13 protein-coding genes are annotated in these 12,685 nt (G+C 71.3%); 12 read left to right on the top strand and 1 reads right to left on the bottom strand.

Annotation, left to right across the window (positions count from 1 at the left end):
- Window positions 1–77 precede the first annotated feature (77 nt).
- Entirely contained in the window at window positions 78–506 is a 429-nt protein-coding gene (locus ABZ154_RS06130) for a Rieske (2Fe-2S) protein (RefSeq protein ID WP_356829526.1), read from the top strand.
- 27 nt (window positions 507–533) lie between these two features.
- Here ABZ154_RS06130 and ABZ154_RS06125 read toward each other — a convergent pair whose 3' ends face one another.
- Entirely contained in the window at window positions 534–1,460 is a 927-nt protein-coding gene (locus tag ABZ154_RS06125) for a hypothetical protein (protein WP_356829524.1), read from the bottom strand.
- A gap of 226 nt (window positions 1,461–1,686) precedes the next feature.
- Between ABZ154_RS06125 and ABZ154_RS06120 the strand changes: the two genes are divergently transcribed.
- The 11 genes from ABZ154_RS06120 (at window position 1,687) to ABZ154_RS06070 (ending at window position 12,653) form a co-directional block, all read left to right on the top strand.
- Window positions 1,687–2,301, top strand: a complete 615-nt coding sequence (locus ABZ154_RS06120; RefSeq protein ID WP_356829522.1) for a papain-like cysteine protease family protein — start codon at window positions 1,687–1,689, stop codon at window positions 2,299–2,301.
- 4 nt (window positions 2,302–2,305) lie between these two features.
- Window positions 2,306–3,187 (top strand): hypothetical protein, encoded by an 882-nt coding sequence (locus ABZ154_RS06115; RefSeq protein WP_356829520.1) that lies wholly within the window; start codon window positions 2,306–2,308, stop codon window positions 3,185–3,187.
- 146 nt (window positions 3,188–3,333) lie between these two features.
- The gene (uvrC, locus tag ABZ154_RS06110) at window positions 3,334–5,460 is read left to right on the top strand and encodes an excinuclease ABC subunit UvrC (RefSeq protein ID WP_356829518.1); all 2,127 of its coding nucleotides are present in this window, start codon (window positions 3,334–3,336) and stop codon (window positions 5,458–5,460) included.
- Window positions 5,457–6,464 carry an RNase adapter RapZ gene (rapZ, locus tag ABZ154_RS06105; RefSeq protein ID WP_356829516.1) on the top strand — a complete coding sequence of 336 codons (1,008 nt, stop codon included), beginning with the start codon at window positions 5,457–5,459 and terminating at the stop codon, window positions 6,462–6,464. The genes uvrC and rapZ overlap by 4 nt, the downstream gene beginning before the upstream one ends.
- Window positions 6,461–7,495 carry a uridine diphosphate-N-acetylglucosamine-binding protein YvcK gene (gene yvcK, locus ABZ154_RS06100; RefSeq protein WP_356829514.1) on the top strand — a complete coding sequence of 345 codons (1,035 nt, stop codon included), beginning with the start codon at window positions 6,461–6,463 and terminating at the stop codon, window positions 7,493–7,495. Before rapZ ends, yvcK begins: the two co-directional genes overlap by 4 nt.
- A complete protein-coding gene (gene whiA / locus ABZ154_RS06095) occupies window positions 7,486–8,475 on the top strand; it encodes a DNA-binding protein WhiA (RefSeq protein WP_026241502.1) in 990 nt (329 codons plus the stop codon). The genes yvcK and whiA overlap by 10 nt, the downstream gene beginning before the upstream one ends.
- A 262-nt stretch (window positions 8,476–8,737) precedes the next feature.
- Complete coding sequence (gene gap / locus ABZ154_RS06090) at window positions 8,738–9,748, top strand: type I glyceraldehyde-3-phosphate dehydrogenase (RefSeq protein WP_356829512.1); 1,011 nt, start codon at window positions 8,738–8,740, stop codon at window positions 9,746–9,748.
- A gap of 113 nt (window positions 9,749–9,861) precedes the next feature.
- Window positions 9,862–11,073 carry a phosphoglycerate kinase gene (locus ABZ154_RS06085; protein WP_356829510.1) on the top strand — a complete coding sequence of 404 codons (1,212 nt, stop codon included), beginning with the start codon at window positions 9,862–9,864 and terminating at the stop codon, window positions 11,071–11,073.
- Between the two features lie 6 nt (window positions 11,074–11,079).
- On the top strand, window positions 11,080–11,856 hold the full coding sequence (tpiA, locus tag ABZ154_RS06080; protein WP_356829509.1) for a triose-phosphate isomerase: 777 nt from the start codon (window positions 11,080–11,082) through the stop codon (window positions 11,854–11,856).
- 114 nt (window positions 11,857–11,970) lie between these two features.
- Window positions 11,971–12,207, top strand: coding sequence for a preprotein translocase subunit SecG (secG, locus tag ABZ154_RS06075; protein ID WP_356829507.1), 237 nt, complete (start codon window positions 11,971–11,973; stop codon window positions 12,205–12,207).
- A 110-nt stretch (window positions 12,208–12,317) separates the two neighbouring features.
- Entirely contained in the window at window positions 12,318–12,653 is a 336-nt protein-coding gene (locus ABZ154_RS06070) for an RNA polymerase-binding protein RbpA (protein WP_073880172.1), read from the top strand.
- Window positions 12,654–12,685 lie beyond the last annotated feature (32 nt).

The raw sequence follows: 12,685 nt of genomic DNA, 5'->3' as shown, positions 1-12,685 counted from the left end.
ACGGCCACGGCCCTCGTCGCCTCCCTGCCCGTCCGGCGACACCCGCCCCGCCCCGAACAACGATCCGTGGAGTCCGCATGCCCGGCCTGCCCGCCGCCCGCCGTACCCTGCTGAAGGGCGCCGCGCTCGCGGGTGCCGCCGCACTGGGAGCGGCCGCCTGCTCCACCGAATCCAAGCTCGGCCACGCCAAGCAGCCCACCCCCACCGCCCCCGTCGACCTAGGCGAAGCCTCCGAGGTGCCGGTCGGCGGCGCCAAGCTCTACCGCGAGCAGCGCCTCGTCGTCAGCTGTCCGGCGAAGGGCGAGTACAAGGCCTTCAGCGCCCAGTGCACCCACGGCGGCTGCGTCCTGACCAAGCTCGAAGGCACCGAGGGTCACTGCGCCTGCCACGGCAGCCGCTTCGACACGACCACCGGCCAGGTCGTCCAGGGCCCGGCCACCGTGCCGCTGCCCGCCGTCCCGGTCACGGCCGACGGCGGAAAGCTCGTCGCGGGCCCGGGCGCCTGACCCCACCCCGCTAAGCGGACCGGACGGTCACTCCCAGGCCCAGTCGATGCCGACGAGCCCCGGCCGCACCCCCTCCTCCACCACGTGCACGGTCCGGTGCCGTCCGGTCAGGGTCAGTTCCCTGCGGGCGGCCCGTGGGGCACCGGCGGAGGACTGCTCGAACCGGCGGCACCGCACCGGCAACGCTCCTTCGTCGAAGCCGACCTGGAGCACGTACTGCCCGCCGCCGAAGGTGAAGCCGCGCACGTACTCCTCGCTGGGCCCGCCCGTACCGTCCTCGAAGCCGTAGCCGAAGAGGTACGTCTCGCCCGACCGCAGCCGGGTGTCGAAGAGCAGCTCGGCCACCAGTACCCCCGCGTCCGCGTCCCAGCGCACCCGCCCGGTCCGGCAGTTCTCTCCCGCCCGTACGGCGATCCGCGACGGGTCGCACCCCGGATCGCCCCGGTGGATCGCCAGATAGCGGTCGACCCCGTCCCGGTGCGCCCGTACGGCATGGAGCGACGTGCGGCCCGCCAGCTCGCGCCGGGCCCCGATCCGTACCCGTTCCAGGTGGTCCACGGTGTGCAGCCCGCCGTCCACCGGTGACTCGATCGCCGCCAGCAGCCGCTCCACCGCCCCCGAGGACTCCAGCAGCGAGCGGTACGAGCGCGACGCCGGTCGCTCCCCGTCCGCACCGGCACCGTCGCCCCGCAGCAGCCGCAGCAGCGAGTCGTCCGGCAGCGCGAGCACATCCTCCAGCGCACGGACGGCCCGCAGCGACTGCGGCCGACGGGGACGGCGTACGCCCTGCTGCCAGTAACTCAGGGTGGTCACCCCGAGCTTGACGCCCCGGTGCGCCAGATGGTGCTGCACCCGGTGCAGCGGCAGTCCGCGCACCGAGAGGGCGGTGCGCAGGGCCAGATGGAAGGGGCCGGTGTGCAGCGCCCGGTCCAGTTCTCTCTCGGTGTGCCGCATAGGGGCCTCCGGTGAACGTTCACGTGGGGAGAGGGGACACCGCCCCCGGGGGATGCGGGGGAGCAGGTGAAGGGGCTGCGCCGTTCACACGCGCGTCGCGCCGTTCACATCGTGGTGTCACTCCGCATTGAAGCGTGTTGACCTGCTCCGGACAACGGCCGATGCTCCTCATCAGCGTCCGGACGCGCTCCTCCGATCCCCGCCCCCCCGCCTTGGGAGGAACGCCATGCGCAACCGAAGAATCCGGCCCCGAAGGTACTCGTTCACCGCCCTTCTGGCCGCCGCCCTCCTCGCCGTCCCCGCGGCCACCGCCACCGCGGCCCAGTCCCCGTCCGCATCTCAGGACGGCGTCTCCATCGCCGCCGCCCAGCGTCTCGGCATCACCATGCAGGCCCAGCAGAAGACCAACTGGTGCTGGGCGGCCGGCGGCAACACCATCGCCGCCTGGTTCGGCCGCAGCTACTCCCAGAACCAGTTCTGCAACGCCTCCTTCAACCGCTCCCAGAACACCGAGTGCCCCAACTCGCAGGCCACCCTCGGCAACGTCCAGACCGGACTGTCCTGGACCGGCGTCCGGCCCGGCAGTTACGTCACCGGCTGGCTGCGCTATCCGACCGTCCAGAGCGAGATAGCGGCCCGGCGGCCCATCGAGACCCGCATCCAGTGGTCGTCCGGCGGCGGTCACATGCACGTCATCTACGGCTACGACGACGCCGACAGCTGGGTCTACTGGGGTGATCCGTGGCCCTCCAGCGACCGCTACAACTGGGCCTCGCACTCCTGGTACGTCAACAACAACCAGTTCTCCTGGACCCACTCGCTCTACCGGATCGGGGCGTGAGGACATGACCGCGACCACCCGCCGCCTCGGCGTCGCCGCCGCGCTCGCCGCCACCGCACTGTTCACCGCCGCGCCCCCGTCCACCGCCGACGAGGGCCACGCCGCACCGCCCGAGCTGACCGCCGCCACGCTGGAGGCCGCCCACGAGGCCGCCTCCGCTCCGGCGACCCTGGACACCCTGTCCCGGTTCTTCGCGCGGGAGGGAGCGGTGGCGCGTACGGCGGCCGCACCGCGCATCGAGGCGAAGACCGTCCCCGTACGCACGCTCTCCGCCGCGTTCGTCGCCGGGAAGCCGGGGGCCGCGCCGAGCACCCTGGACTACCTCGCCGCCACCGCCGTCTCCTCCGACGGCCGGAAGGCCTCCCTGTGGACCGTCCCCGGGGCCGCCGGGAGCGGACGGTGGCAGGTGGTGAACATCGCCACCGGCGACGACGAGGCCCGCTACACCGCGCGGGGGGCCCGGGCACTCCCCGGCGGCACGGTGTTCCGTGAACCGCAGATCGACGCCTGGTACGTCCACGACGCCTCCCGGGTGCTCCCGCTGGACGAGGACGCGACGGCGGCGGTGGGCGCCCGGGGCACGACCCTGAACGCCTACCGGGCCCGGGTGAAGGAGGCGTACGGCGACAAGCTGCCCGGCTCCGGGTACGCGAAGTCCGGCAAGGCGGGAGGCTACGGTTCCGAGGCGGCTCCCGCCGCTCCGGGCCCCGCCCCGGCGCCCGCCCCCTCGCTCGCCGACGCGGCGAGCACGGCCACCCCCGACACCGCCCTGACCACCGTCTCCACGATGGCCGGAGCCGGGGCCCTGCTCGCCCTGGCCCTCGGCGGCGCCACCGCCGTACGCCACCGCGTCCGCACCCGGCAGAACCCCGCGCCGGACGCCTGAGCGGAGCGCTCCGGGGCCGTCCACCCCTGAGCGCCCCGACGGGCCGCGAACCCGTGCTCCGGGGCCGCCGGCACCCCGGCACCCCGGAGCGCACCCGTCACCCGGAGGGCGACGCGCTGTCACACCCCGCAAGTAGGGTGTGAGACATGGCAGACCCCTCCAGCTACCGCCCCAGCCCGGGGCAGATCCCCGATTCCCCGGGGGTCTACAAGTTCCGCGACGAGCACCGCCGGGTGATCTACGTCGGGAAGGCCAAGAACCTCCGCCAGCGCGTGGCCAACTACTTCCAGGACCTGGCCGGTCTCCACCCGCGGACGCGCTCGATGGTCACGACCGCCGCCTCCGTCGAGTGGACGGTGGTCTCCACCGAGGTCGAGGCGCTCCAGCTGGAGTACACCTGGATCAAGGAGTTCGACCCCCGGTTCAACGTCAAGTACCGGGACGACAAGAGCTACCCCTACCTCGCCGTCACGCTGAACGAGGAGTTCCCCCGCGTCCAGGTGACGCGGGGCGCGAAGAAGAAGGGCGTGCGCTACTTCGGTCCGTACGGGCACGCCTGGGCGATCCGCGAGACGGTCGACCTGATGCTCCGCGTCTTCCCCGTCCGCACCTGCTCCGCCGGTGTCTTCAAGAACGCCGCCCGCACCGGTCGCCCCTGCCTGCTGGGCTACATCGACAAGTGCTCGGCCCCCTGCGTCGGCCGGGTCACCCCCGAGGAACACCGCGAGCTGGCCGAGGACTTCTGCGACTTCATGGCCGGGCGCACGGGCACCTACATCCGCCGCCTGGAGAAGGACATGACGCAGGCGGCCGAGGAGATGGAGTACGAGCGCGCCGCCCGCCTCCGGGACGACGCCGGGGCCCTCAAGCGGGCCATGGAGAAGAGCGCCGTCGTCCTCGCGGACGCCACCGACGCCGACCTGATCGCCGTCGCCGAGGACGAGCTGGAGGCCGCCCTCCAGATCTTCCACGTGCGCGGCGGCCGGGTCCGCGGCCAGCGCGGCTGGGTCACCGACAAGGTCGAGGCGGTCGACACCTCCGGCCTCGTCGAACACGCCCTCCAGCAGCTGTACGGGGAGGAGCGCGGCGAAGCCGTCCCCAAGGAGGTCCTGGTCCCCGCCCTGCCCGAGGACACCGAGGCGGTCTCCCAGTGGCTCGCCGAGCGCCGGGGCTCCCAGGTCAGCCTGCGGATCCCGCAGCGCGGCGACAAGAAGGACCTCATGGCGACGGTCCAGCGCAACGCCCAGCAGGCGCTCGGTCTGCACAAGACCAAGCGCGCCTCCGACCTGACCACCCGCTCCCGCGCCCTGGAGGAGATCGCCGAGGCGCTCGGCCTGGACACGGCGCCGCTGCGCATCGAGTGCTACGACATCTCCCACCTCCAGGGGGACGACGTGGTGGCCTCCATGGTGGTTTTCGAGGACGGCCTCGCCCGCAAGAGCGAGTACCGCCGCTTCCAGATCAAGGGCTTCGAGGGCCAGGACGACGTCCGTTCGATGCACGAGGTGATCGGCCGCCGCTTCAAGCGCTACCTCCAGGAGAAGGAGCGCACGGGGGAGTGGGAGCAGGCGCCGCAGGCCACCTGGGAGACGCCGGAGACCGGTGAGGCTCTCCCGGGAGCCGCCCCGGCCCTTACCGGTCCCGCCCTTACCGATTCCCCCACCGGCCCCGCCCCCACCGGCCCCGTTCCCGCCCCCGCCATTACCGCCGTCTCCCCGGCCGACGAGAGCGAGCCCCGGGAGGACGACGGCCGGCCCAAGCGGTTCGCCTACCCGCCGCAGCTCGTCGTGGTCGACGGCGGACAGCCCCAGGTCGCCGCCGCCAAGCGCGCCCTGGACGAGCTGGGCATCGACGACATCGCCGTCTGCGGCCTGGCCAAGCGCCTGGAGGAGGTCTGGCTCCCCGATGACGACGACCCCGTCGTCCTGCCCCGATCCAGCGAGGGCCTCTACCTCCTCCAGCGGGTGCGGGACGAGGCCCACCGCTTCGCCATCACCTACCAGCGCGCCAAGCGGGCCAAGCGCATCCGCTCCAGCCCCCTGGACGACGTGGCGGGCCTGGGCGAGACCCGCAAACAGGCCCTGATCAAGCATTTCGGCTCCGTGAAGAAGCTCCGGCAGGCGACAATCGAGGAGATCTGCGAGGTCCCCGGGATAGGGCGCAGGACGGCCGAATCGGTGGCGGTCGCCCTCGCCTCGGCGGCTCCCGCGGCCCCTGCCGTGAACACGGCCACAGGAGAGATCATGGAAGAGGACGACGGGGGCACGTCATGACCGAGCACACGCGCCGGGCCGACGGCGAAGGCGCCGCCGACAGCGCGCCCGCCGGCGACCGGCAGCACGAACGAACAGACCGAGCAGACGGAGCAGACGTGAGTACGAACGCCACCAACGAGACGGGCGATGCAGCGGTGCCGGCCATCCCCGAGCTGGTGATCATCTCCGGTATGTCCGGCGCCGGACGCAGCACCGCCGCCAAGTGTCTGGAGGACCTCGGCTGGTTCGTCGTCGACAACCTGCCGCCCGCGCTGATCCCCACCATGGTGGAGCTCGGCGCCCGCTCCCAGGGCAACGTGGCGCGGATCGCCGTCGTCGTCGACGTGCGGGGCCGGCGCTTCTTCGACAACCTCCGCGAATCCCTCGCGGACCTGCAGGCCAAGCACGTCACACGGCGGATCGTCTTCCTTGAGTCCTCCGACGACGCACTGGTGCGCCGCTTCGAGTCCGTCCGCCGCCCGCACCCCCTCCAGGGCGACGGCCGCATCGTCGACGGCATCGCCGCCGAGCGCGACCTGCTGCGCGAGCTGCGCGGCGACGCCGACCTGGTCATCGACACCTCCAGCCTCAACGTGCACGAGCTGCGGGCCAAGATGGACGCCCAGTTCGCGGGCGAGTCGGAGCCGGAGCTGCGCGCCACGGTGATGTCCTTCGGCTACAAGTACGGCCTGCCCGTCGACGCCGACCTGGTCGTGGACTGCCGCTTCCTGCCCAACCCGCACTGGGTCCCGGAGCTGCGCCCCTTCACCGGCCTGAACGAGGAGGTCTCCGCCTACGTCTTCGACCAGCCGGGGGCCAAGGAGTTCCTCAACCAGTACACGGAGTTGCTCCAGCTGATCGCCGCCGGCTACCGCCGCGAGGGCAAGCGGTACGTGACCATCGCCGTCGGCTGCACGGGCGGCAAGCACCGGTCCGTCGCCATGTCGGAGAAGCTCTCGGCCCGCCTCGCCGCCGAAGGCGTCGAGACCGTCCTCGTCCACCGGGACATGGGGCGAGAGTGACCGGTCGCAATCTGCGGATGCGGCGGCTGAGCCGCGCCACCTCGGCGCTCTCGGGCCGCAAACGCGGTGGGCAGCCCAAGGTCGTCGCCCTTGGCGGCGGTATGGGCCTATCGGCGTCCCTGGCGGCGCTGCGCCGGATCACCGGCGACCTCACGGCCGTGGTCACCGTCGCCGACGACGGCGGCTCCAGCGGCCGGCTGCGTGAGGAGCTGGGCGTCCTGCCGCCCGGCGACCTGCGCAAGGCGCTAGCCGCGCTCTGCGGCGACGATGACTGGGGCCGCACCTGGTCCCGGGTCATCCAGCACCGATTCGAGTCCAAGGGCGACCTCCATGAGCACGCGGTCGGCAATCTGCTGATCGTCGCCCTCTGGGAGCAGCTCGGCGACCACGTCCAGGCCCTCGACCTGGTCGGCAAGCTGCTCGGCGCGCACGGCCGGGTGCTGCCCATGTCCGCCGTGCCGCTGGAACTCCAGGCGCTGGTGAAGGGCCACGACCCCGAGCTGCCCGACGCGATCGTCACCGTGCGCGGCCAGGCCACGGTGGCGCTCACCCCGGGCGAGGTGCAGTCCGTGCACGTCGTCCCGCCCGACCCGCCGGCCGTCCCGGAAGCCGTCGAGGCGGTCCTCGACGCGGACTGGGTGGTGCTCGGCCCGGGCTCCTGGTTCTCCTCGGTGATCCCGCACCTGCTGGTGCCGGAACTGCTCGACGCACTGGTCACCACGAAGGCCCGCAAGGTCCTGTCGTTGAATCTCGCACCACAGCCCGGTGAAACCGAGGGGTTCTCACCGCAGCGTCATTTGGAGGTTTTGGGACGACACGCCCCTAAACTCGCCTTGGACGTGGTGCTGGCCGACGAGGCAGCCGTGCCCGACCGCGAATCACTCGACGATGCCGCCAGCCGGCTCGGAGCCGCGGTCGAGCTGGCGCCGGTGGCATCGCCCGACGGCGTTCCGGTCCATGATCAGGAGCTGTTGGCCGCCGCGTACGACCGTATTTTTCGGATGCATGGAAGGATCGGCCCATGGCGATGACGCCAGCGGTGAAGGACGAAATCTCTCGGCTTCCCGTGACCCGGACCTGCTGCAGGAAGGCAGAGGTCTCGGCGATTCTTCGGTTCGCGGGCGGGCTGCACCTGGTGAGCGGCCGCATTGTGATCGAGGCGGAGCTGGACACCGCGATGGCGGCGCGCCGGCTCAAGCGCGACATCCTCGAGATCTTCGGGCACAGCTCGGAGCTGATCGTGATGGCCCCCGGCGGACTGCGGCGGGGCTCGCGCTACGTCGTACGGGTGGTGGCGGGCGGCGACCAGCTGGCCCGCCAGACCGGTCTGGTGGACGGCCGCGGCCGCCCCATCCGCGGGCTGCCCCCGCAGGTGGTCTCGGGGGCCACCTGCGACGCCGAGGCCGCCTGGCGCGGGGCGTTCCTCGCGCACGGCTCCCTCACCGAGCCCGGCCGCTCCTCCTCGCTGGAGGTCACCTGCCCCGGCCCGGAGGCGGCACTCGCCCTGGTCGGCGCGGCCCGTCGGCTCTCCATCGCGGCGAAGGCCCGCGAGGTGCGCGGCGTGGACCGGGTCGTCGTCCGCGACGGCGACGCGATCGGCGCCCTGCTCACCCGGCTCGGTGCCCATGAGTCGGTGCTGGCCTGGGAGGAGCGCCGGATGCGGCGCGAGGTCCGCGCCACGGCCAACCGGCTCGCCAACTTCGACGACGCGAACCTCCGCCGCTCGGCCCGCGCGGCGGTCGCCGCCGGGGCCCGGGTGGGGCGCGCGCTGGAGATCCTCGGCGAGGAGGTCCCCGAGCACCTCGCGGCGGCCGGCCGGCTGCGCATGGAGCACAAGCAGGCCTCGCTGGAGGAGCTGGGAGCGCTCGCCGAACCGCCGCTGACGAAGGACGCGGTCGCCGGCCGGATCCGCCGCCTGCTGGCCATGGCCGACAAGCGTGCCCAGGATCTGGGCATCCCCGGCACGGAGGCCACGCTCAGCGAGGAGCTGGCGGACGGCCTGGTCGGCTGACCCGGCCACGGACAGCGCTGCCGACTCGACGGCGAACAGGGGACCTTGGTCCCCCGCCGCCGGGACCAAGGCCCTGAAGCGTGAACGGAGGCCCGTGACCTACTGGGGAGTACGGGCCTCCCGGCGTGTTCCGGTGGCGCGTACGGCCCCTCTCGATGTCACCCCGGAGCCCTTGGAGGGGTAGGGTCGGAGGCGGTCGGGGACATCCCTATACAACTCGCCGGCGTCGAAAACCGGCGTACCTATACGAGGAGATCGGTTCGTGACGATCCGCGTAGGCATCAACGGCTTTGGCCGCATCGGTCGTAACTACTTCCGCGCGCTGCTGGAGCAGGGTGCGGACATCGAGATCGTGGCTGTCAACGACCTGGGTGACACTGCGACCACGGCCCACCTGCTGAAGTACGACACCATTCTGGGTCGTCTCAAGGCAGAGGTCAGCCACACCGCCGACACCATCACGGTCGACGGTCACACCATCAAGGTGCTCTCCGAGCGCAACCCGGCCGACATCCCCTGGGGTGAGCTGGGCGTCGACGTCGTCATCGAGTCGACCGGCATCTTCACCAAGAAGGCCGACGCGGAGAAGCACATCGCCGGTGGCGCCAAGAAGGTCCTCATCTCGGCTCCGGCCAAGGACGAGGACATCACCATCGTGATGGGCGTCAACCAGGACAAGTACGACGCGGCCAACCACCACGTCATCTCCAACGCCTCCTGCACCACCAACTGTGTGGCGCCGATGGCCAAGGTTCTCGACGAGAACTTCGGCATCGTCAAGGGCCTGATGACGACGGTCCACGCGTACACCAACGACCAGCGCATCCTGGACTTCCCGCACTCGGACCTGCGCCGCGCCCGCGCCGCCGCCGAGAACATCATCCCGACCACGACCGGTGCCGCCAAGGCCACCGCTCTGGTCCTCCCGCAGCTCAAGGGCAAGCTCGACGGCATCGCGATGCGTGTCCCGGTCCCGACCGGTTCCGCCACCGACCTCGTCGTCACCCTGGACCGCGAGGTCACCAAGGACGAGGTCAACGCCGCGTTCAAGAAGGCCTCCGACGACGGCGACCTCAAGGGCTTCCTGACGTACACCGAGGACCCGATCGTCTCCTCGGACATCGTCGGCGACCCGTCGTCCTGCACCTTCGACTCCTCCCTGACCATGGTCCAGGAGGGGAACACGGTGAAGATCCTCGGCTGGTACGACAACGAGTGGGGCTACTCCAACCGCCTCGTCGACCTCACGGTCTTCGTCGGCGAGCAGCTCTGACCCTCGGGTCGGCAGGCACATCGATGTGAGCGAAGGGGCTCGGCCGGCGCAACGAAGCGCCGACCGAGCCCCTTAGCATGCTCATCGGTCCTCCCAAGGAGTAAACGGAACAGATGAAGACGATCGACGAACTTCTCACCGAAGGGGTCGCCGGCAGGCGGGTATTCGTCCGCGCCGACCTCAACGTGCCGCTGGACGGCACCACCATCACCGACGACGGCCGCATCCGCGCGGTCCTGCCGACGGTCGCCAAGCTCGCCGAAGCCGGCGCGCGGGTCGTCGTCGCCTCGCACCTGGGCCGCCCCAAGGGCGCCCCGGACCCGGTGTTCTCGCTGGCACCCGCCGCCGCACGCCTCGGTGAACTCCTCGGTGCCGACGTCGCCTTCGCGACCGACACCATCGGCGACTCCGCCCGCGCCACCGTCGCGGGCCTCACCGACGGCCAGGTCGCCGTCGTCGAGAACCTCCGCTTCAATGCCGGAGAGACCTCCAAGGACGACGCCGAGCGCGGCGCCTTCGCCGACCGGCTCGCCGAGCTCGCGGACGTGTACGTGGGCGACGGCTTCGGTGCCGTACACCGCAAGCACGCCTCGGTGGTCGACCTCCCGGCCCGGCTGCCGCACTACGCGGGCTACCTCATCGCCACCGAGGTCGGCGTGCTGAAGAAGCTCACCACCGATGTCGAGCGGCCGTACGCCGTCGTCCTCGGCGGTGCCAAGGTCTCCGACAAGCTCGGCGTCATCGACCACCTGCTGGAGAAGGCCGACCGCATCCTCATCGGCGGCGGCATGGTGTTCACCTTCCTCGCGGCCCAGGGTCACGAGGTCGGCGCCTCGCTGCTCCAGGAGGACCAGATCCCGGTCGTCAAGGAGTACCTCGAGCGGGCCGAGAAGCTCGGCGTGGAGTTCGTGCTCCCCGTCGACGTGCTGGTCGCACAGACGTTCCCCGACGTGAAGACCAAGGCCCCGGCCCACCCGGCCACGGTCGCCGCCGACGCCATCCCGGCCGGTCGGATGGGCCTGGACATCGGCCCGGAGTCCGGCAGGCTGTACGCGGCGAAGCTCGCCGACGCGGCCACCATTTTCTGGAACGGTCCGATGGGCGTCTTCGAGCACCCCGACTACGCCGAGGGCACCCGTGCGGTCGCCCAGGCGCTCCTCGACTCCCCGGCGTTCACCGTCGTCGGCGGCGGCGACTCCGCCGCGGCCGTGCGCATCCTGGGCTTCGACGAGAATGCTTTCGGACATATTTCGACCGGTGGCGGCGCCAGCCTCGAATACCTCGAGGGCAAGACGCTTCCCGGCCTCGCCGCACTGGAGGACTGAACCTCAATGACCACCCGCACCCCGCTGATGGCGGGCAACTGGAAGATGAACCTCAACCACCTCGAGGCCATCGCCCACGTCCAGAAGCTCTCCTTCGCCCTGGCCGACAAGGACTACGACGCCGTCGAGGTCGCCGTCCTGCCGCCCTTCACCGACCTGCGCTCCGTGCAGACCCTGGTGGACGGCGACAAGCTGAAGATCAAGTACGGCGCCCAGGACATCTCCGCGCACGACTCCGGTGCGTACACCGGTGAGATCTCCGGCGCGATGCTCGCCAAGCTGCGCTGCACGTACGTGGCCGTCGGCCACAGCGAGCGCCGCCAGTACCACGGCGAGAGCGACGAGATCTGCAACGCCAAGGTGAAGGCCGCCTACAAGCACGGCCTGACCCCGATCCTCTGCGTCGGCGAGGGCCTGGACATCCGCAAGGCCGGTGACCAGGTCTCCTACACGCTCGCGCAGCTCGACGGCGCCCTGAAGGACATCCCGGCCGAGCAGGCCGAGTCCATCGTCATCGCCTACGAGCCGGTCTGGGCGATCGGGACCGGCGAGGTCGCCACCCCCGACGACGCCCAGGAGGTCTGCGGTGCGATCCGCCGCCGGCTGGCCGAGCTGTACTCGCAGGAGCTGGCCGACGCCGTCCGCATCCAGTACGGCGGCTCGGTGAAGTCCGGCAACGTGGCGGCCATCATGGCGCAGCCCGACGTGGACGGCGCCCTCATCGGCGGCGCCGCGCTGGACGCCGACGAGTTCGTCAAGATCGTCCGCTTCCGCGACCAGTGAGTATGCGGTAGCGCGGATCCGTCGTACCCTTGCGGGGGCCGTGGGGGTTGCCACCCTCCGGCCCCCGCTGTACGTACAGGCAGTAGTCGAGAATTCTGAAAGTAGGGACCAGCCGTGGTTATGGCGTTCCAGATCGCTCTGATCGTCTTCAGCCTGATGCTGATGCTGCTGGTGCTCATGCACAAGGGCAAGGGCGGCGGCCTCTCCGACATGTTCGGTGGCGGGATGCAGTCGTCCGTCGGCGGCTCCTCCGTCGCCGAACGTAACCTCGACCGCATCACCGTTGTGGTGGGTCTGGTCTGGTTCGCCTGCGTCGTCGTCCTCGGCCTGCTGGTCAAGCTGGGTGACTGACCCGTCGTGGCGCGATTGCCGGTGAGGGTGTAACTCCTTGCACTGGACGCGCGTTGGGCCTTACGTAGACTGGGGCATCCTCGAGCACCATCACGCAGGGAGTTACGACCGTGGCAAGTGGCAACGCGATCCGGGGAAGCCGGGTCGGAGCGGGGCCGATGGGTGAGGCCGAGCGGGGCGAGTCCGCGCCGCGCCTCCGCATCTCCTTCTGGTGCTCGAACGGGCACGAGACGCAGCCGAGCTTCGCCCATGACGCGCAGGTGCCGGACACGTGGGACTGCCCGCGCTGCGGCTTCCCGGCCGGCCAGGACCGGGACAGCCCCCCGGACCCGCCCCGCACCGAGCCGTACAAGACGCACCTCGCTTACGTACGCGAGCGGCGCAGCGACGAGGACGGCGAGGCCATCCTCGCCGAGGCCCTCGCCAAGCTCCGCGGCGAGATCTAGCACCGCCACGGCCCGCACAGCGCCACGGATTC

This window comes from Streptomyces sp. NPDC006261 (genome assembly GCF_040613515.1).
Classification (GTDB): domain Bacteria; phylum Actinomycetota; class Actinomycetes; order Streptomycetales; family Streptomycetaceae; genus Streptomyces.
The sequence above is the reverse complement of the archived record's forward strand: the minus strand, read 5'-3'. Positions and strand labels throughout refer to the sequence as shown.